The organism is Tsuneonella troitsensis, assembly GCF_001441535.1.
GTDB lineage: Bacteria > Pseudomonadota > Alphaproteobacteria > Sphingomonadales > Sphingomonadaceae > Tsuneonella > Tsuneonella troitsensis.
On the sequence record NZ_LMAU01000004.1, the window covers coordinates 102,768 to 121,801 of the forward strand.

Consider the following 19,034-nt stretch of genomic DNA (forward strand, 5'->3'; position numbering starts at 1 on the left):
CCTCATGCCCGCGCGCGGCTGAACCCGCGTGTAACGGACGCCCGACGCGTGGGACCAGACCGATTACTGATTGTTCTGGCGATTGAGGAAGCGCGGAATGCTGAGCGAGGCCGAACCGGCATCGTCGTCATCGTCTTCGTCCTCGTCCGGCTTGGCACCGCCACGCGACAGGTTTGCCATCCGTTCGAACAGCGTGCTTCCGGCGCTGGGCGCAGCCCCGCCGCCTTCGCTTGCCCCATCGCCCGACACCAGGCCCCGGCGGCGACCGCCGCCAAGCTTGGCCTGGACCGGTTCGTCACGCTCTGCCAGTCGGTCGGCATCGCCCAGGAGATCATCCTGAACACCCGACGAAGGCGGTGTGAGGTCGAGCGGGGCATCGTCGGTGCGTGCGTCGCCGCCCGTCCACTCGTCATCGCCAAAGCCGTCCTCTTCCGCAGCGTCGTCGTCGGCATTCCGCAGGCCGGCCAGCGGATCGACGATCCCGTCGACATCGTCGAAGTCCTCGGCCTCGTCCCCAGTGTCCCCGCCGTCGGAACCCGCACCGAATCCGCCCAGGTCGAGCGGCGCGCCGTCGGCCGTTTCCTCGTCCGAGGAGAGCACCAGTTCGTCCGTATCTGAGTCCGCAGCGGCGGAAGCCACGTAGGACTCAGGCGTCGATCCACCCTGGCCGAGGGTGTCTTCCTCCTGGTATTCCTCTTCGGCCGGCAATTCGAGAACCGGGCGCTTGGGCGCGCGGCTGGCGCCGAGCGAGAACGAGCGAGGCTCGGCCGCGCGGGTCTCGCCGGTTCCGTCGATCCCGGTGGCGACCACCGACACGCGGATCTTGCCCTGGAGGTCGGGATTGAACGCAGAACCCCAGATGATGTTCGCGTCTTCGTCGACCAGTTCGCGAATGTGGTTCGCGGCCTCGTCGACCTCGAGGAGCTTCATGTCCTCGCCGCCGATGATCGAGATGATCACGCCCTTGGCGCCGGCCATGCTCACGCCGTCGAGCAGCGGGTTGGCGATCGCGCGTTCGGCGGCCTCGAGTGCGCGGTTCTCGCCCTCGCCCTCGCCGGTGCCCATCATCGCCTTGCCCATTTCCTGCATCACCGAACGGACGTCGGCGAAGTCGAGGTTGATGAGGCCCGGCATGACCATAAGGTCGGTGATCGAACGGACGCCCTGCTGCAGGACTTCGTCCGCCAGCATGAAGGCTTCCTTGAAAGTCGTTTCCGCCTTGGCGACCAGGAACAGATTCTGGTTCGGAATGACGATCAGCGTATCGACGTGTTTCTGCAGCTCGTCGATGCCGGCCTCGGCCGCGCGCATCCGGCGCGTGCCTTCGAACAGGAACGGCTTGGTTACCACGCCGACCGTCAGCACGCCCTTGCGGCGGGCCGCTTCGGCGATCACGGGCGCCGCGCCGGTGCCGGTGCCGCCGCCCATGCCCGCGGCGATGAAGCACATGTTCACGCCTTCCAGCGCGTCTTCGATATCGCCGACGGTTTCTTCCGCCGCCGCCTTGCCCACTTCGGGGCGAGCGCCCGCGCCGAGTCCGCCGGTAATGTCGGGACCGAGTTGGATGCGCTTGTCGGCGCTCGCGTTGCTCAACGCCTGCGCGTCGGTGTTGGCGACGATGAAGTCGACGCCTTCGATCTCGGCGGCGATCATGTTGGCGATGGCGTTACCGCCTGCGCCGCCGACGCCGATCACCATGATCTTGGGACGAAGGTCGTCGGTAGCGGGTGGACCGATGTTGATGCTCATGGGGTGCCCCTCCGGGGAAAAAGTTGCTTGTGGCCAGTCTTACACGAACCGATTCGTCTCGGCATAGGACGAAATCCCTTATCCACAGGGGTTAACGCCCATCAGAAATACTCGCGCATGGCGCGAACCACGCGGTTCACTAGTCCGACGCCGGTGTAGCGGGTCGTCGCGGTGTGCTTGGGACCGATCGAGCGGATGTCGACCGGGTCGTCCGCGGCATAGAGGCACAGGCCCGCCAGCGTAACGAAACTGGGGGTGGCGTTGGCTTCGCCAAGTCCGCGCAGCGCGGGCGGCTTGCCCACGCGCACCGGCCGGCCGAGCGCGCTCTGCAGGAATTCCGCAATACCCGCGAGCTCCGAGCCGCCGCCGGTAACGACCACCTGTCCGCCCTTGGCGCCGGTGAAACCCATCGCCTTCAGCGCGCGGCCGACCTCGTCGGTCAGCTTCGAAAGTTGCTCGGTGATCACCGATACGAGTTCGGCCCGGGGGACGCGGTTTTGGTCGTCGGCGCCGCGCGCTGCGGGACCTGCGCCCTCGTCGCCGGGTCCGTTGACCGGCACCATATCCTTGTAATCGCTGGGAGACGCGATGGCCGATCCGTATCGGCTCTTGAGCCGCTGGGCCTGCAACCGCTTGACCCCGAACGCGCCGGCCACCGCATCGGTGATGTCCGACGATCCGAAGGGGATCGCCGTCAGGCCGAGCAGCATCCCACCCGCATAGACCGCAACGTTGGTGACCTCGCCGCCGATCTCGACCAACGCGGTACCCAGTTCGCGCTCTTCAGGAGTGAGACAGGCGTGGCCCGCCGCGATCGGTGCCGCGACGACCGCTTCGACATCGAGGTGCGCGTTCTGCACCGCTTCGATCAGGTTGCGGACCGGGGCACCGTCGGCCAGCATGACGTGGATATCGACGCCCAGCCGCTCGGCATGCAGGCCGCGCGGGTTGGCCACGCCGTGCGCCCCGTCGAGGGTGTAGTGCGCAGGCTGCGCGTGGAGCACCATCCGGCCGTCGGGCTGGATGCTGTCGCGTGCGGCGACGAGCAGGTGCTCGATATCGTCTTCTTCGATCCGCCGCCCGCCGATATCGATCTCGACCTTGGCGACGCGGCTTGCGAGGCCCGCGCCCGAGCAACCGACCCAGACGCTCGAAACGCTGGTCCCGGCGTTCTTCTCCGCGCGCTCCACCGCATCGCGGATCGCATAAGTCGCGGCCGCCATGTCGGTGACATAGCCGCGCTTGATCCCCTGGCTCGCCCTATTGCCCGATCCGAGCACGATCAGCTCGCCGGTTTCGGACAGCCCCATGATCATCGCCGAAATGCGGAACGATCCGACGTTCACGGCGCCGAAGACCCTAGCGATGCGCGGGAGTGCCATTATTCGGCCCCTGCCGTCTTCGCAGCCTGGGCGTCGAGCGCCTGCTGCGCCCGGCCGGGAATGCGCATGTAGATGCGGTCCGGTGCGCGCATGTCGAACGCCGCGACCTTTCCGCCGAGCAGTCGGTTGGACCCGTCGAGCCGCGCGAACTGGACCAGCGCACCGGCCGATGCGTCGGGCCCGTGCGGCAGGGCGAGCACCTGTCCGGTCTTGAACGTCAGGTTCCAGCGACGATTGCCGATCCATTCGGCTTCGGCCACCTGCGATTTCAGCGCCGGAGCGGCATCGAGCAGTTCGTCGAGCGCCGCGACCTGTCGTGCGGCACCCGGGCCGGCGACCTTTAGCATGCCCTTGGCGTTGGCCTCGGACACCGGCTCGAGTTCGTGACCCTGCCCGTCGATCAGGACCAGACGGTCAGGCTTCCTCAGAGCCGCGCGCGGGGTGCGTTCGACGACATCGACCACAAGCGTGTCGGGAAGCTGGCGGCTGACCCGCGCATCCGCCACCCACGACAGCGCCAGCAGGTCGGCCCGGATGGCGGCGACATCGACCAGCGGCATCGGCCTGTCGCGCTCTGTCAGAACGCGCTCATAGACCTTGAGTTCGTTCATTCGCTCGACGCCGGTCACGTTGACCCGGCGAACCTCGAACCCTGCATCGCTCGCGACCGCGGCGACTTGCGCCTGTGCCAGCGCCGGAACGCCGGCCAGGCTCGCGACGAACCACGCGAGCGCGACCGCAGCGCCCAGGATCATCGCGAGGAACACCTTGTGCAGCTGTTCCTCGGTGAACGGCAGAAGCGCCAGCGCGCCACCGACCGCGCCCGATGTGCGCGCCTTCGCCTTGCGCGCGGTCGCCGCTCGGCTCTGCGCCGCGGCGGAACGGCGCACGCCCTTGCCCTTGCGATTGATCGTTTCAGCCATTGCGCCCCCCGGTGCTCGCTCGGCTCAGCGCTTCCTCGACCAGCGCCTCGACCAGGTCTTCGTAGCTCATCCCGCAATACTTCGCCTGCTCGGGCACGAGACTGAGCGGCGTCATCCCCGGCTGGGTGTTTGTTTCGAGCACGAACAGCCCGTCCTCGCCCAACTCGTCGTCCCAACGGAAATCGGTCCGGCTGCACCCCTTGCAGCCCAGCAGCGTGTGCGCCTGGACGGCATAGCCCTTGCACAGGTCCGCGATCCGGTCCGGAATCTGCGCGGGGCAAATGTGGTCGGTCATACCATCGGTGTACTTGGCGTCGAAATCGTAGAAACCCGACTTGGGCACCAGTTCGGTCACCGTCAGAGCGCGCGGACCTTCGGCTCCGTCGAGGACGGCCACCGTCATCTCGCGGCCCTTGATGTAGGGCTCGGCGAGCAACCGGTCGAATTCCTGCCACGGCCCCTTCGCGTCCCGGCGGATCGGGTTGCCGTAGTTGCTGGAGTCGGTGACGATAGCGACCCCGACCGAGCTGCCTTCGTTGACCGGCTTCAGCACGTAGGGCCGCGCAAGCGGGTCCTTTTCGTATAGGCTCTCGCAGTCGACGATGCGGCCACCGGGCATCGGCACGCCGTGCGGGACGAGCGCCTGCTTGGTCAGTTCCTTGTCGATTGCGATGACAGACGTGGCGAGGCCGGAATGGGTATAGGGCACGCCCATCAGGTCGAGCATCCCCTGCACCGTGCCGTCTTCGCCCGGAACGCCGTGCAGCGCGTTGAACACGACGTCGGGCCCGGCCTCGGCGATGCGCGCTGCGACCTTCCGGTCCATGTCGATGCGGGTAACACGGTGACCGCGGGCTTCGAGCGCTTTCGCCACGCCCTCACCGCTCATCAGCGAGACCGGGCGCTCGTTGGCCCAGCCGCCCATCAGCACGGCGACATGATGCTTTTCCGTCATGGCCGACCCACCCGCTGGATTTCCCATTCTAGGCTGATGCCGGTGCTGGAATAGACTTTCTCGCGCACGAGTTCTCCGAGACCCTCGATGTCGGCGCTCGTCGCGTCGCCGGTGTTGATGAGGAAGTTGGTGTGCTTCTCGCTCACCTGCGCACCGCCTAGCGTCAGGCCGCGGCAACCCGCCCGGTCGACGAGCTCCCACGCCTTTTCGCCCGGCGGATTCTTGAAGGTGGAACCGCCGGTCTTCGTCCGCAGCGGTTGGCTCGCCTCGCGCGCGGCGGCGATCTTGTCCATTTCCTCGCCGATTTCGGCGGGGATGCCCTCGCGTCCCTGGAAACGCGCGGCGACGACCACCGCGCCTTCTGGGAGGTTCGAGTGGCGATAGCTGTATTCGAGGTCGCGCGCGGGCAGTGTCACGAACTCGCCGGTGGGCAGCACGACGTCGCAATCGATCAGCACGTCGCTGACCTCGCGGCCGTAGGCTCCGCCGTTCATCCGCACGAAACCGCCGACGGTGCCGGGAATGCCGCGCAGGAACTCGACCCCGGCTATCCCGGCGTCGCGGGCCTTCGAAGACACGAGTATGCCGCTGGCCCCGCCGCCGCATTCCAGCACCTTGTCGCGCCGCGCCTCGACCGTCGCGAACGCCTTGCCGAGGCGAATGACCACGCCCGGAACTCCGCCGTCGCGCACGATCAGGTTCGATCCAAGGCCCAGCGCCATGACTGGCATGCGCCCGCCGATGCGCGACAGGAATTCACGTAGGTCTTCGAGGTCTGCGGGCTCGAACAGCCAGTCTGCGGTGCCGCCGGTCTTGAACCATACCAGCGGCGCGAGCGGGGCGTTCTGCGTGATCCTTCCCCGAATTCCGTCGGTGGCGAACGGCACCGTCATGTTCTCCTCGATCGCCGAGGATGGTGCCGAGCCATGGCGCCAGCCGCGCCGATCGCCGATCTGGGGGCTCATGTCGCGAAATCCGAGATACGTGCGGGCAGCGCGGCCGCCCAGCGCGTGATGTCGCCCGCCCCGAGGCAGACCACGAAGTCGCCCGGCTCGATATCGGTCGCCAGCGCCTGCGCCAGGGCGTCCTGATCGGGAATGGTCGCCGCCGAGCGGTGCCCGCGCGACTTCAGCCCCGCGACCAGCGCTTCGGCGTCGATGCCGGGGATCGGCTCCTCGCCTGCGGTGTAGACCGGGGTCACGAAAACCTGGTCGGCGTCGTTGAAGGCGTTCTGGAAGTCGTCCATCAAATCGCGCAGCCGCGTGAAGCGGTGCGGCTGGACCACGGCGATCACCCGGCCACCGCTGGCCCCGGCGCTTTCGCGCGCGGCGGCGAGCACCGCGCGGATTTCGACCGGGTGGTGCGCGTAATCGTCGATCACCGTCGCCCCGCGGACCTCGCCGGTCTTGGTGAAGCGGCGCCGCACGCCGGTGAACTGTCCGAAACCGGTGCGGATCGTCTCGTCGCCGCATTCCATCTCGAGCGCGACGGCGATGGCGGCCAGCGCGTTCTGAACGTTGTGACGTCCCGGCATCGGCAGATGGACACCGGCGATCCGCCGATCCTCCTCGCCGCGCCGGCGGACGATCACGTCGAACCGACTGCCGCCCGCCTCGGGCGTGACGTTGACCGCGCAGACGTCTGCCTGAAGCGAGAAACCGTAGGTCACCACCCGGCGGTCTCGGACCTGCGCCATCACCGCCTGGACTTCGGGGTGATCAATGCACAGCACCGCAGCGCCATAGAACGGGACATTGTGGATGAATTCCACGAACGCCCGGCGCACGGCGTCGAAATCGCCGTAGTGGTCCAGGTGCTCGGGATCGATGTTGGTGACGACCGCGATCGTCCCGTCGAGGCGCAGGAAGCTGCCGTCGCTCTCGTCCGCCTCGACCACCATCCAGTCGGAATCGCCGAGCCGTGCGTTCGAGCCGTACTGCTCGATCACGCCGCCGTTGATTACCGTGGGGTCGACCCCGCCCGCATCGAGCAATGCCGCGATCATGCTGGTCGTGGTCGTCTTGCCGTGCGTTCCGGCCACGGCGACGGTATTCTTGAGCCGCATCAGTTCGGCGAGCATTTCGGCCCGGCGCACTACCGGAATGCGATTTTCCAGCGCGGCGACGACTTCCGGATTGGTCCGCTTTACCGCGGTCGATGTGACGACGACGCCGGCCCCTTCGACGTTGTCTGCCTGGTGTCCGATATGCACCGTGATCCCGCGCTTGCGCAGCCGTTCGACGCTGGGCCCTTCGGCAAGGTCGGAGCCCTGCACGTCGTAGCCCAGGTTCTTCATCACCTCGGCAATGCCGGACATGCCGATGCCGCCGATGCCGACGAAATGCACGGTGCCGATGTCGGTAGGAACGCCCTTCACGACAGGTCCCCCACCGCGCCGGTCATGGCGGCACCCTGCCCGGCGATCACGCCTTGGCTCGCGCCGCGATCGTTGCTGCCGCCCACGCGGATGACGTCCATCAACTCGTTGCCGCCGAAGCTTTCGACAAGGTCGGCCAGGTCCTGCGCGGCCTTGGGCCGTCCGCAGTTCCACGCGGCGTGGGCCGCCGTCGCCAGTGTGTCGGGACGCTGGGCAAGCGCCTGGATCTGCTTGGCCAGTTCCTTCGCGGTGAATTTCTCCTGCCGGATCATCCGCGCCCCGCCGGACTTGACGATCTCGCGCGTATTCGCGGCCTGGTGATCGTCGGTCGCGATCGGCAAGGGAACGAGGATCGCCGGACGGCCGACCGCCGTCAGTTCGGCTATGGTCGAAGCGCCCGCGCGGCCTATGAACAGGTGCGCATCGGCAAGGCGCGACGCCATGTCCTCGAAATACGTGCCAAGTTCGGCGGGAATGTCGTGGCCGCGATAGCGCGCGCGCACCGCTTCTAGATCCTCAGCCCGGCACTGCTGCGTGACCTGCAGCCGCTGGCGCAGCGCGGGCGGCAGCATGGCGAGCCCGTCGGGCACGACCTCTGACAATACGCGCGCGCCCTGGCTGCCGCCGGTCACCAGCACGCGCAGCAGGCCGTCGGCGGTGAACGGCGGGAACGGTTCGTCGCGCAGCGACAGGACTTCGGCCCGCACCGGATTGCCGACGAGGTGGACCTTGTCCGCGTTCTTCGGCGAGAGGCGCGCCACCTCGGGATAGGCGGTCGCGATTGCATCGACCTTGCGGGCGAAGAACCGGTTGACCCTGCCCAGCACCGCGTTCTGTTCGTGGACCAGGGTGGGAATTTCGCAGGCCATCGCGCCGAGCAGCGCCGGGAACACCGGATAGCCCCCGAAGCCGATCACCGCCGAAGGCTCGAAGCTTTCGTACAATCGCATCGCCATACGGCGACCTTCGAGAATAGCGGAGATGCCGCGCGGCCAGCGCAGCGGGTTCTTGCCCAGCTTGCTGGCGGGGATGACGTGTGCGGGAAGGAAATCGGGCTTGCCGGGAAGCGATGCGCCCCGGCTATCGGTTACCAGCGCGACATGATGCCCGCGGCGGTCGAGTTCCGTCGCGAGAGCGAACGCGGGGATCAGGTGCCCCCCGGTTCCGCCCGCGGCCAGGACGTAGTGGCGGCTGGCGCGGGTCATGCGTTGAGTTCCTTGGCGATCAGCGCCTTGAGGCCGGGTGTCTCGCGGTAGAGAAACGGATTGCGCCGGGTGAGCGCGATGAGCAGGCCGACCGCAAGGCACACCGCGATGGTCGACGATCCGCCATAGCTGACCAGCGGCAGGGTCATCCCCTTCGACGGGAACAGCTGCAGGTTCACGAGGATGTTGATGAACGCCTGCCCGCCGATCTGCGTGGTCAGTCCCGCGGCGGCGAGGAGCGTGAACAGGTCTTCCTCGTCCACCAGGCGAGTCAGCACGCGCACCACGATCGCGAGGTAGAGGACGACCACCAGCGCGCAGACGATCAGGCCGAATTCCTCGCCGATGACCGAGAAGATGTAGTCGGTGTGCGCCTCGGGCAGGTTCATCTTGCGAACGCCAAGCCACAGACCGCTTCCCGTCCACCCGCCCGCGAGGAGTGTGCGGCTGGCAAGGTCCACCTGATCGAACGCGGTGCCGCCGCCGAAGAACGCATCGATGCGGTGGCGGGCGTTGTCGTAGAGGAAATAGGTCGCGGTCAGCAGGGCTACCCCGGCCCCCGCCAACATCCCGAGGCGTTTGAGCGGCACGCCCGCCAGCAGGACGATCACGAACCACACGCCCGCGAACAGGATCGTGCCCCCGAAATCGGGCTGCATCATCATGAGCGCGGCCACCAGCCCCATCGCCGCCGTCGCCAGCACGAGCACGGGCAGGTTGGGATCGCGCAGGCGCCAGCTCACGATCCACGCAAGCAGGATCGCGAAACCGGGCTTGAGAAACTCCGAGGGCTGGAAACCGGCAATGCCGAGGTTGATCCAGCGCCGCGCGCCATTGACCTCGCTACCGACGATCGGAACCAGCAAGAGGAACACGAGCATCGTCCCCGCCAGCACGATCCCGACGCGGCGCGCATTCTCGCGGCTCAGCGCCGATGCCCCGAACAGGAATACCAGCCCGACCGCCTGCCACCGCAGGTGCGCCCAGTAGAAGTAGAGTTCGGGCAGCTTGATGCTCGCCGTGGAGAGGCGGTGCGCGCTCGCGGGCGATGCCGCGAAGACCGCCGCCGTCCCGACCGCCATCAGCAACAGGATCAGTGCGACCAGCACCCGGTCGACCTCGCGCCACCACACCTTGAATTGCGCGCCGGTCGAAACCGGATAGCGCGGTTGCGAAGCGACCGCTGCTCCGGCGCGGGGAATGTAGGGCCGCTCGGTCATGCCGCGCCCACCTGCACGCAGGGATCGACGCTGGCATCCTCGATCAGCGCGTCGACGAACTGCCGGAAGCGCTCGCCGCGCTGCTCGTAGTCCTTGAACTGGTCGAAGCTGGCACAGGCCGGGCTGAGCAGTATCACGTCGCCCGGCACCGCCGCCGCCATCGCCTCGCGCAAGGCGGCGCACATCATTTCCGCATTGGTCACCGGCACGCGGCCCGCCAGCAGCTCGGCAAACCTCGGCCCCGCCTCGCCGATGGTGTAGGCGGCCTTGACGTTGGCTAGGTGCGCCTCGGTCGCGCCGAGACCGTCTTCCTTGGGCAGTCCGCCGACGATCCAATGGATGCGCGGGCCATTGCCTTCGGGCGGATAGGCCGCGAGCGCGGGGGCGGTGCTGTCGGTATTGGTCGCCTTGCTGTCGTTGACGAACAGCACGCCGTTGTGGGTGGCGACGCGCTCCATGCGGTGCGGGAGGCCGGTGAAGGTGCGGAATCCCTCAGCAATCTGCTGGTCCTCCAGCCCTAGAGCGCGGCATACTTCCCATGCGGCTGCCCCGTTCTGTGCATTGTGCGGCCCTTGGAGCGAAGGCGCGTCGGCTATTAGCGGCGCATTTTCCCGCCCATATATGCGAGCGCCGGTCGACATCTCGAACAGCCGCGCCTTGCTCCCCGCATACGCTTCGAAGCTGTCGTACCGGTCGAGATGATCCGGCGTAACATTCAAAAGCACCGCCACATCGCAATCGAGCGAATAGGTGAGGTCGATCTGGTAGCTCGACAGCTCGAGCACATAGACCCCGCCTTCGGGCAGCGGGTCCTGCGCGAGGATCGGCAGGCCGATGTTTCCGCCCATCGTCGTCGGCACGCCCGCCGTCTTCAGGATGTGGTGGACCAGCGCGGTCGTCGTGCTCTTGCCGTTGGTGCCGGTTATCCCGACGACCTTGTGCGGCGGCAGGCTTGCGCGGGCCTGCGCGAACAGTTCGATGTCGCCTATCACCGGTACCCCGAACTGCGCGGCACGCACGGCGATGGGGTGGGTGTTGAGCGGGACACCGGGGGACACGACCACGCCGTCGTATCCGGTGAGGTCTATCTCGAGCGGATCGCCCAGAAGCACGTTCGCCGGATCGACCTTGGCCCGCGCCACGTCCTGACGGTCCCATGCGGTCACCCGCGCCCCACTCGCCACGAGCGATTCCACCACCGCCAGCCCGCTGCGCGCGAGACCGAGGACGGCGTATCGCTTTCCGGCGAAGGCGGGGCTCGTGATCACCGCAGCTTCAACGTCGACAGACCGATCAGCGCGAGCACGATGGCGACGATCCAGAAGCGGATCACGACCTTGCTCTCGGACCAGCCGAGCTGTTCGAAATGATGGTGTATCGGGGCCATGCGGAACACGCGTTTCCCGGTGCGTTTGAACCAGACAACCTGAATGATCACCGAAAGCGCCTCGAACACGAAGAGCCCGCCGACCACCGCAAGCACGATCTCGTGATGGCTGGCGACCGCGATTGCGCCGAGCGCGCCGCCCAGCGCAAGACTGCCCGTGTCGCCCATGAACACGGCCGCCGGGGGCGCGTTGAACCACAGGAAGGCCAGGCCCGCCCCCATGATCGCCGCGCAGAATATCGCCAGCTCGCCCGCGCCCGGCACGTGCGGGATGCCCAGATACTCCGAGTAGTCCGCCCGGCCCGCGAGGTAGGAAATGATCGCGAAGGTGCCCGCCGCGATGATGACCGGCATCGTGGCGAGACCGTCAAGACCGTCGGTCAGGTTCACCGCGTTGCCCGCGCCGACCATCACCAATGCGGCGAAGATGTAGTAGGCATAGCCGAGCTCGATCCCGCGCCCGCTGAAGAACGGGATGTAGAGGAACGTGTTGATCTGCCCGACGATGATCCAGGCCGCGATGCCCGCGACCACGAATTCCATCAGTAGCCGGACCCTGCCGGAAACCCCCTTGTGGCTCGCCTTGGACACCTTGTCGTAATCGTCGAGGAACCCGATGAACCCGAAGCCCAGCGTCACCGCGACGCAGGCCCAGACGAACGGATTGGACAGGTCCATCCAGATCAGCAAGGAAAGGGACAGGCTGACGAGAATCATCAGTCCGCCCATCGTCGGCGTGCCGCGCTTGGCGAGGTGGGTTTGCGGGCCGTCCTCGCGGATCGGCTGGCCCTTGCCCTGGCGCACGCGGAGCAGGTCGATGAAGCGCGGGCCGATGATCAGGCCGATGAGCAGCGCGGTCATCAGCGTCGCGCCGGCGCGGAAGGTCTGGTAGCGGACGAGGTTGAACAGTCCCTCGAAACTCATCCACTCGGCGAGCAAGTACAGCATTCAGCCTTCCCGGCCCCTAACGTCCACGGTCGACGAGATGGGTGACCAGCCTCCCGAGACCGATCGAATTCGATCCCTTGACCAGCACTGCGTCCCCGCCCGCGAGCCCGTATTCCTCCAGCGCAGCGATCGCTTCGCCAGGCCCATCGCAATGCGCGAACGACAGGGGGGCGGCAAGCGTGACGACGTTGCCTTTCCCCAGTTCGCGCGCAAGGGCGCGCATCTCGTCGCCCACGAGGACCAGGTGATCGACGTGTGCCTCGCGGATCGGCTCGACGAGCTGGGCGTGCATGGCTGGGGCGAAGTCGCCCAGTTCCTTCATGCTGCCGAGCACGGCGATACGCCGGGTCGCCGGGGTCTGGCCGAGTTGGCGCAGCGTCGCCCGCATCGAGGCGGGATTGGCGTTGTAGCTTTCGTCGATCACCAGCGCGTGCCCGCCGGGCACCGCGATCCGGTGACGCGCGCCGCGCCCCTTCAGGCCGCCCATTTCGGCGAGCGCGAGGCCGGCGGCGGCAAGATCGCCGCCCGCCACCTTTACCGCGGCCATCACGGCGAGTGAGTTCAGGATCCAGTGCTCACCCGGCTCCGCCACCGAATAGCACAGGCGCGTCCCGTCGATGTCGGCGGTGACCACCGAGCCCCCGTTGGCCGAAGGGATCGCGTCTAGCAGTCGGGCGTCCGATCCGGGAGCCCGGCCGAACGTCATGACCCGCGCCCCGGCCTCGCGCGCGTTGACCAGCAGACGCTCGTAATGCGGCGTATCGGTCGGGATGATTGCCGTACCGCCCTCGACCAGCCCGGTGAAAATCTCCGACTTCGCGTCGGCAATCGCTTCCATCGACCCCAGGTTCTCGATGTGCGCGGGGGCGATGGTGGTGACTACGGCCACGTGCGGACGGACGTGCGCCGTCAGCGCGTCGATCTCTCCGGCGTGGTTCATGCCCATCTCGAACACGCCGAACTTCGTGCGCGAAGGCATCCGGGCGAGGCTCAGCGGCACGCCCACGTGGTTGTTGTAACTCCGCACGGAACGGTGCGCCGCGCCCCTGCTCGACCGGTCGAGCGCGGCGAAGATCGCCTCCTTGACCCCGGTCTTGCCGACCGAGCCGGTCACGCCAACCCTTACCGCATCTGCGCGTCCGCGCGCGGCTGCGGCAAGCATCGCCAAGGCCACGCTGGTGTCTTCGACCAGGACGTGCGGCCATTCGACCGGCTCGCTGACCAACGCCGCGGAAGCGCCGTTGGCGAACGCCTTGTCGATGAAGCGGTGACCGTCGGTCGCCTCGCCCTTGAGCGCGACGAACAGGTCGCCGGACCGCACGTCGCGGCTATCGATCTCGACCCCCGCGCACTGGAACGCGCCGCTGGCGGTACCGCCACACGCGGCCGCGATCTCGTCGGCGGTCCACAGCGCAAGCCGCAGGCCGTCGCGCTTCTGGCGGGGCCAGGCCTTGAGGGCGGGATGCCGGCTCATGCCGATACTCCCGCCGCAGCCGCTTCGCGCGCAACCGACACATCGTCGAACGGCAGTATCTTCATCGTATCTCCCGAGCCGATGATCTGGCCCTGTTCGTGTCCCTTGCCGGCGACGAGGACGATGTCGCCCGCCTGCGCCAGCGCGATCGCGGCGGCGATCGCCGCGCGCCGATCGCCGATTTCCCGTGCGCCCACCGCACCGTCGAGCACCTGCCGCCGGATCGCCGCAGGGTCTTCGCCGCGCGGGTTGTCGTCGGTGACGATAGTGATGTCCGCTCGCTCTGCCGCCACGCGGCCCATCTCGGCCCGCTTGCCCTGGTCGCGGTCGCCGCCGGCCCCGAACACCACGATCAGACGGCCCCGGGGGCTGTCCGACACGTGCGGGCGCAGCGCGGCGATTGCCGCCTCCAGCGCATCAGGGGTGTGGGCGTAATCGACGTAGACCGGCGCGCCTGCCCGGTTGAGCGCGGCCCTTTCGAGCCGTCCGCGCACCGGCTGCAGGCGGGTGAGACCGTCGATAGTCGCCGCCGGATCGCCGCCCGTGGCGATGACCAGTCCTGCGGCCACCAGCGCGTTCGCGGCCTGGTAGGCTCCGATCAGCGGCAGGTTGATGCGCCGCGACGTGCCGCCGTATTCGATCTCGAGCTCCTGCCCGAGCGATCCGGGAGTGCGGGCGACGAGGCGAATCCCCTCCCCCTCGCCGTCCACACTCCCGTTCAGGGTTCCCGCCAAAGTACTGCTTTGAGGGATGCCCCCGACCAGGAACACGCGGAGACCCCTTTTGCTCGCGTGTTCCACGGCGCGCTCGGCCCATCCATTACCGTCGCGCCAGATGACTGCGGCCCCGCCGGGGGCCACGACTTCGTCGAACAGCCGCATCTTGGCGGCGAAATACTCGTCCATGTCCGCGTGATAATCGAGGTGATCGCGGCTCAGGTTGGTGAACGCACCGGCAGCGACGTTCAGCCCCTCGTTGCGGAACTGGGTGAGACCGTGGCTCGATGCCTCGTAAGCCACGTGGGTCACGCCTTCGCGGGCGAGACCGGCCATGTTGGCGAGGAACGTGACGATGTCCGGCGTGGTGAGACCGGTCGAGACGCTTTCGTCCGGCGTGGTCACGCCCAATGTGCCGATCGAGGCGGCGGACAGGCCGGCCATCCGCCATAGCTGCCGGGTCATCTCGACCGTGGACGTCTTCCCGTTGGTTCCGGTGACGGCGACGATCGTTTCGGGGACCGGCGCGAAGAATTCGGCTGCCGCCTGTGCGAAGGCGCGGCGCGGCTCTGCATCGGAAATGTGGAGCGCGCCCTGCACATGGGCCTCAGGCCGCGCGACCACCGCCACGGCGCCTGCTGCAACGGCTGCGGGAATGAAGTCTTCCCCGTTCACCCGCGCGCCCTTGAACGCACCGAAGACGGTGCCGGGCGCGACCTTGCGATGGTCGATTGCGAAGCCCGTCACCTGCGTGTCCGCCGCTTCGCCCGCGTCCGCGCCCGCTGCGGCGGCGATCCGTCCGAGCTTCATGGCTTTTTCGACTGCGGCACGAGCGGGGCGAGGTCGGACAGATCGACGTCGCGCGAAGAGTCCGGCGCCACACCGAGGATTGGGCCGATGCGCGGAACCAGGCGCCCGACGACCGGCGCGGCGTTCCAGGCAGCCGTGCGCTGGAAGCTCGAAGCGACGGTGCCCTTGGGCTCGTCGAGCATGGCAATCACGACATAGCGCGGCCGATCCATCGGAAACGCTGCCGCAAAGGTCGCGACGACCGAAGTGCGGTTGTAGCCGCCGCCTGCGGGCTTGTCGGCCGAGCCGGTCTTTCCGCCCACGCGAAAGCCGGGTGCATTCGCCTTGCGACCCGTGCCGTAGGTCACGATCATGCGCAGCATCTGGTTCATTTTCGCCGACGTGCTGGCCTTGAATACTCGACGTCCTTTCGGGGCCTTGCCGGGCTCGACCTTGTGCATGGTCGCGGGACGCCAGACGCCGCCGTTCACCATCGCGGCATATGCGCTGGCCAGGTGGAGGGGCGTTACCGCGATGCCGTGGCCGTAGCCGACGGTCACGCCGCGCAGCAGCGGCCAGTCGCCGCCCACCCAAAGCGGAAAACCCTTTGCCGGAAGCTCGATATGGGGCCGCTCGTTCATGCCGAGATCGACCAAGACCTTCTTGAGCCGCTTGGTGCCCAGATCCGCGACGATGTGCCCGGTGACGACGTTGGACGAATGCATCAGCATTTCGGGCGTGTTGAGCGACGCGCCGAGATCGTGGCTGTCCTTGATGGTGTATCCGCTCAGAGGGTACGGCCGTGCCGAATAGCGGCGACCCAGATCGGTGATCGTCCCGGCATCGATCGCCGCAGCGACCGTCAGCGGCTTGAATGTCGAACCCAGTTCGTAGACCTGATTGGTCACCCGGTTAAACATGTTGGCGACGCCGGCCTTGTCGATGTGGTTCGGATCGAACTCGGGAAGCGAGGCGAGCGCGAGGACTTCGCCGGTATCCACGTCGAGCACGATACCCGCCGAACCGAGCGCATTCGTCGCCCGCATCCCGCGGGTCAGCTCGTCTTCGAGCGCACCCTGGACACGCACGTCGATCGACAACGGGATGGGCTGGCCGCGGGTCGCGGGGTCGAGCAGCTGCTTGTCAAGAACCGCTTCCATGCCCACCCGGCCGTGCCCGTCCGCTCCCACATAGCCGAGCACGTGAGCGCCCAGTGACCCTTGCGGGTAATGACGGTCGGTTTCCTTCGGCAGTTCGAGAGCAAGCTCACCGATCGCCTGCACCTTGTTGGCTTCCTCGGGCAGCACGCGCCGGCGCAGGTAACCAGCCTTGCCCTTGGCCAACCGGTCGGCGAGTTCGGTCTCGTCGATATCGGGGAAGATCGCGGCGAGTTCTTTGGCCACCGCCTGCGGAGAGCGGACGAGCGGGTTGTCTTCGCCAAGCGCTTCGGGATTGTACCACAGCGCGAACGCGGGAAATGCGCGGGCCAGCGGCTCGCCGTTGCGATCGGTGATCTCGCCCCGCGAAGGTAGCAGCGCGTCTTCGAAAGACGTGACCGCACGGCCACTTCCCGTAACCCCCAGAAAGCCGATCCGCACGATCGCGGCCATCGCCATCGCAACGAATACCGCTGCGACCAGCAGCACCCGCAGGCGCGCCACCGTCAGCGATTTCTGGCGGAGGGAAACGAGCTGGACGCGGCCCGAATGAATGGCCGCGGTATATGTGAGCGCGTTCACTGCCCCGCCTCTGCGAGGAAGGCGCCGCCGTTGGCCAGCTTGTCGGCCAGCGAAGCGGTATCGTCGGCCACCTGCACCGGCTTGCCGGTCAACGGCGAGACCAGCGCGGGGAAGTGCGCCTTGCTTTCGGCGCCGGGGGCGTGGGCGACGCGGATCGGCGACGGGGCAGCCGGCAGGCGCGGCTCGCCCAGGCTCGCAAGCTGACGCTCGCCCTCGAGATACTGACCGGGACCGGGCGCCTGATAGCCGAAATCGACCGCGTTCCACTGGGCGAGCTGTTGCTGGCTCGCCCGCGTTTCGAACTCGGTTTCGAGCAGGAGCTTCTCGCGCTGGAGCGCGAGGATCTGCCGCTCGGCCAGGCGCACCTGGCTGCGAACCGAGTTCACCTTGAACGTGAGCGCGGCGAAGATCGCGCAGCACAATGCCAGCGACACGGCCCAGCCCAGCTGGCGAAGACGGCTACCGCCGATGGTGGGACGGCTGGCCATCAAGCGGCCTCCCGCGCAGGTGCAGCGGTGCGAACGGCATGGCGCAAGGTCGCCGAGCGCGCGCGCGGATTGCGGGCAATCTCTGCCTCGGAAGCGCGGATGCCCTTCGAGACATGCGCGAATGTGGCGGGTGCAGATTGCGCCATCGGCATGTGACGCGATCCAGCCGCAACTGCCGAAGCATCGCGCAGGAAGCGCTTGACGATCCGGTCCTCGAGACTGTGGAAACTGACCACCGCCAGCCGGCCACCCTCGTCGAGCAGGGTCTCCGAAGCGACCAGCGCCGATTCCAGTTCGGCCAGTTCGGCGTTCACGTGGATGCGGATCGCCTGGAAGCTGCGCGTGGCGGGGTCCTTGGGCGCGCCAGGACGATAGCCGAGCGCCTTGCGCACCACGCGGGCAAGGTCGCCGGTGGTCGTCAGCGGCCGCGCGGCGACGATCGCCCGGGCCACGCGGCGGCTCTGGCGCTCCTCACCATAAGTATAGAGAACGTCGGCGATCTCGGCCTCGTCGGCCTCGTTCAGGAAGTCGGCCGCGCTGGCGCCTTCCTGGCTCATCCGCATGTCGAGCGGACCGTCGGCCGAGAACGCGAAGCCGCGCTCTGCCTGGTCGAGCTGCATCGAAGACACGCCAATATCCAACACGATCCCGTCGACGCGCGCCAAACCCGAATCGGCGAGCGCGTTAACCATTTCGGAGAAACGACGGGGATGGAGAACCAGCCGCGGCGGGTTTTCCGCAGTTTCCGGCCACTTTTCGCCCGCCGCGATCGCATCGGGATCGCGGTCGAAGGCATGAACGGTCGCGCCGGCCGCCAGAAGCGCGCGGGTATAGCCGCCCGCACCGAAGGTCGCATCGACGATCACGTCGCCCGGTTGCGGGGCCAGCGCCGCGACGACTTCGTCGAGCAGGACGGGAATGTGAGGTTGGGTCACTTGCCCTTCCCCTCTGCCTGAAACTGCGCGCAGGCCGCCTTGGCCGCGGCCCAGGCGTCGTCCATCTTCATCAGTTCGGCGGGATTCCAGATCGTAAAGCTGCGCCCGCCGCCCTGGAAGAACAGCGCATCGTCGATGTTCGCGAGCATCCGCAGGTGATCGGGCAGCACGAACCGGCCCGAATCGTCGAACGGCACGCGGGCGTAACCGAACAATTGGGCCGCGCGGGTATCGCGGTCGAAGTCGGGCCCGGCGCGGTCCTCTTCGCGATCGAGCTGCGTCTCGAGCTCAAGCTGGCGGGACAGGCCGAAGCCGACCAGGCACGTGAAGCGCGGGTGCTTGTCCAGGCACAGGACGCGACCGTCGCTCGATTCCTTGACCGCGCTGCGGAACAGCGGCGGCAGCACGAACCGACCCTTCTCGCCGAGGGGCGAAAAGGCCTGTCCACTGAAACCGCCGAATAGCAAAGCCGCCACCTGTCCCCGTTCCGGGCCGCTCGGCCCACCCCCTCACGGACAAGACTTCCCCGCTGCCGCCAGCGCGAACGCGAGGGGCACGTGACGCCCCGATTCGGTGCGCCGTGGAAACAAATGTCCGATGGAGCAGGGTATTAACTTTCTCCGGTCCGGGATGGAAGGGAAAAGTGCGGGAATTCGCGGGATCACACGGTTAATGCCGGTTTTACGTGTGGATAAAGTACTTCCACATGGCAGGCGCGATCGCCTCGAACCGATGTCGAAAGGGCAG

16 protein-coding genes are annotated in these 19,034 nt (G+C 67.5%); all 16 read right to left on the reverse strand.

The window, feature by feature from the left end; genetic code table 11:
• Positions 1–63 precede the first annotated feature (63 nt).
• A complete protein-coding gene (gene ftsZ, locus AR323_RS10190; RefSeq protein ID WP_057883874.1) occupies positions 64–1,749 on the reverse strand; it encodes a cell division protein FtsZ in 1,686 nt (561 codons plus the stop codon).
• Positions 1,750–1,850: 101 nt separating this feature from the next.
• Complete coding sequence (gene ftsA, locus AR323_RS10195) at positions 1,851–3,131, reverse strand: cell division protein FtsA (protein WP_057883875.1); 1,281 nt, start codon at positions 3,129–3,131, stop codon at positions 1,851–1,853.
• Entirely contained in the window at positions 3,131–4,054 is a 924-nt protein-coding gene (locus AR323_RS10200) for a cell division protein FtsQ/DivIB (RefSeq protein WP_057883876.1), read from the reverse strand. The genes ftsA and AR323_RS10200 overlap by 1 nt, the downstream gene beginning before the upstream one ends.
• Positions 4,047–5,009: a D-alanine--D-alanine ligase gene (locus AR323_RS10205; RefSeq protein WP_057883877.1), complete on the reverse strand. Its 963-nt coding sequence runs from the start codon at positions 5,007–5,009 to the stop codon at positions 4,047–4,049. The genes AR323_RS10200 and AR323_RS10205 overlap by 8 nt, the downstream gene beginning before the upstream one ends.
• Positions 5,006–5,902 carry a UDP-N-acetylmuramate dehydrogenase gene (murB, locus tag AR323_RS10210; protein ID WP_057884109.1) on the reverse strand — a complete coding sequence of 299 codons (897 nt, stop codon included), beginning with the start codon at positions 5,900–5,902 and terminating at the stop codon, positions 5,006–5,008. The genes AR323_RS10205 and murB overlap by 4 nt, the downstream gene beginning before the upstream one ends.
• Before the next feature lie 68 nt (positions 5,903–5,970).
• Positions 5,971–7,386 (reverse strand): UDP-N-acetylmuramate--L-alanine ligase, encoded by a 1,416-nt coding sequence (murC, locus tag AR323_RS10215; protein WP_057883878.1) that lies wholly within the window; start codon positions 7,384–7,386, stop codon positions 5,971–5,973.
• Positions 7,383–8,591, reverse strand: a complete 1,209-nt coding sequence (gene murG, locus AR323_RS10220) for an undecaprenyldiphospho-muramoylpentapeptide beta-N-acetylglucosaminyltransferase (protein ID WP_057883879.1) — start codon at positions 8,589–8,591, stop codon at positions 7,383–7,385. The genes murC and murG overlap by 4 nt, the downstream gene beginning before the upstream one ends.
• Positions 8,588–9,811 (reverse strand): FtsW/RodA/SpoVE family cell cycle protein, encoded by a 1,224-nt coding sequence (locus AR323_RS10225; protein WP_057883880.1) that lies wholly within the window; start codon positions 9,809–9,811, stop codon positions 8,588–8,590. The genes murG and AR323_RS10225 overlap by 4 nt, the downstream gene beginning before the upstream one ends.
• Positions 9,808–11,079, reverse strand: coding sequence for a Mur ligase family protein (locus tag AR323_RS10230; protein ID WP_057883881.1), 1,272 nt, complete (start codon positions 11,077–11,079; stop codon positions 9,808–9,810). Before AR323_RS10230 ends, AR323_RS10225 begins: the two co-directional genes overlap by 4 nt.
• Positions 11,076–12,146: a phospho-N-acetylmuramoyl-pentapeptide-transferase gene (gene mraY, locus AR323_RS10235; RefSeq protein WP_057883882.1), complete on the reverse strand. Its 1,071-nt coding sequence runs from the start codon at positions 12,144–12,146 to the stop codon at positions 11,076–11,078. The genes AR323_RS10230 and mraY overlap by 4 nt, the downstream gene beginning before the upstream one ends.
• Before the next feature lie 16 nt (positions 12,147–12,162).
• Positions 12,163–13,620, reverse strand: coding sequence for a UDP-N-acetylmuramoyl-tripeptide--D-alanyl-D-alanine ligase (locus AR323_RS10240; RefSeq protein ID WP_057883883.1), 1,458 nt, complete (start codon positions 13,618–13,620; stop codon positions 12,163–12,165).
• The gene (locus tag AR323_RS10245) at positions 13,617–15,146 is read right to left on the reverse strand and encodes a UDP-N-acetylmuramoyl-L-alanyl-D-glutamate--2,6-diaminopimelate ligase (RefSeq protein ID WP_057883884.1); all 1,530 of its coding nucleotides are present in this window, start codon (positions 15,144–15,146) and stop codon (positions 13,617–13,619) included. Before AR323_RS10245 ends, AR323_RS10240 begins: the two co-directional genes overlap by 4 nt.
• Positions 15,143–16,864, reverse strand: coding sequence for a peptidoglycan D,D-transpeptidase FtsI family protein (locus AR323_RS10250; protein ID WP_057883885.1), 1,722 nt, complete (start codon positions 16,862–16,864; stop codon positions 15,143–15,145). Before AR323_RS10250 ends, AR323_RS10245 begins: the two co-directional genes overlap by 4 nt.
• Positions 16,861–17,352 carry a hypothetical protein gene (locus tag AR323_RS10255; protein ID WP_057883886.1) on the reverse strand — a complete coding sequence of 164 codons (492 nt, stop codon included), beginning with the start codon at positions 17,350–17,352 and terminating at the stop codon, positions 16,861–16,863. The genes AR323_RS10250 and AR323_RS10255 overlap by 4 nt, the downstream gene beginning before the upstream one ends.
• Positions 17,352–18,287 carry a 16S rRNA (cytosine(1402)-N(4))-methyltransferase RsmH gene (rsmH, locus tag AR323_RS10260; RefSeq protein ID WP_057883887.1) on the reverse strand — a complete coding sequence of 312 codons (936 nt, stop codon included), beginning with the start codon at positions 18,285–18,287 and terminating at the stop codon, positions 17,352–17,354. The genes AR323_RS10255 and rsmH overlap by 1 nt, the downstream gene beginning before the upstream one ends.
• A complete protein-coding gene (locus AR323_RS10265) occupies positions 18,284–18,763 on the reverse strand; it encodes a division/cell wall cluster transcriptional repressor MraZ (protein ID WP_235510546.1) in 480 nt (159 codons plus the stop codon). The genes rsmH and AR323_RS10265 overlap by 4 nt, the downstream gene beginning before the upstream one ends.
• Positions 18,764–19,034 lie beyond the last annotated feature (271 nt).

Coding starts and splice junctions, on each gene's coding strand:
- AR323_RS10245 (WP_057883884.1), bottom strand. CDS start 15,146: ATGAAGCTCGGACGGATCGCCGCCGCAGCGGGCGCGGACGCGGGCGAA.
- ftsA (WP_057883875.1), bottom strand. CDS start 3,131: ATGGCACTCCCGCGCATCGCTAGGGTCTTCGGCGCCGTGAACGTCGGA.
- mraY (WP_057883882.1), bottom strand. CDS start 12,146: ATGCTGTACTTGCTCGCCGAGTGGATGAGTTTCGAGGGACTGTTCAAC.
- AR323_RS10205 (WP_057883877.1), bottom strand. CDS start 5,009: ATGACGGAAAAGCATCATGTCGCCGTGCTGATGGGCGGCTGGGCCAAC.
- AR323_RS10255 (WP_057883886.1), bottom strand. CDS start 17,352: ATGGCCAGCCGTCCCACCATCGGCGGTAGCCGTCTTCGCCAGCTGGGC.
- AR323_RS10225 (WP_057883880.1), bottom strand. CDS start 9,811: ATGACCGAGCGGCCCTACATTCCCCGCGCCGGAGCAGCGGTCGCTTCG.
- murG (WP_057883879.1), bottom strand. CDS start 8,591: ATGACCCGCGCCAGCCGCCACTACGTCCTGGCCGCGGGCGGAACCGGG.
- AR323_RS10200 (WP_057883876.1), bottom strand. CDS start 4,054: ATGGCTGAAACGATCAATCGCAAGGGCAAGGGCGTGCGCCGTTCCGCC.
- ftsZ (WP_057883874.1), bottom strand. CDS start 1,749: ATGAGCATCAACATCGGTCCACCCGCTACCGACGACCTTCGTCCCAAG.
- AR323_RS10240 (WP_057883883.1), bottom strand. CDS start 13,620: ATGAGCCGGCATCCCGCCCTCAAGGCCTGGCCCCGCCAGAAGCGCGAC.
- murB (WP_057884109.1), bottom strand. CDS start 5,902: ATGACGGTGCCGTTCGCCACCGACGGAATTCGGGGAAGGATCACGCAG.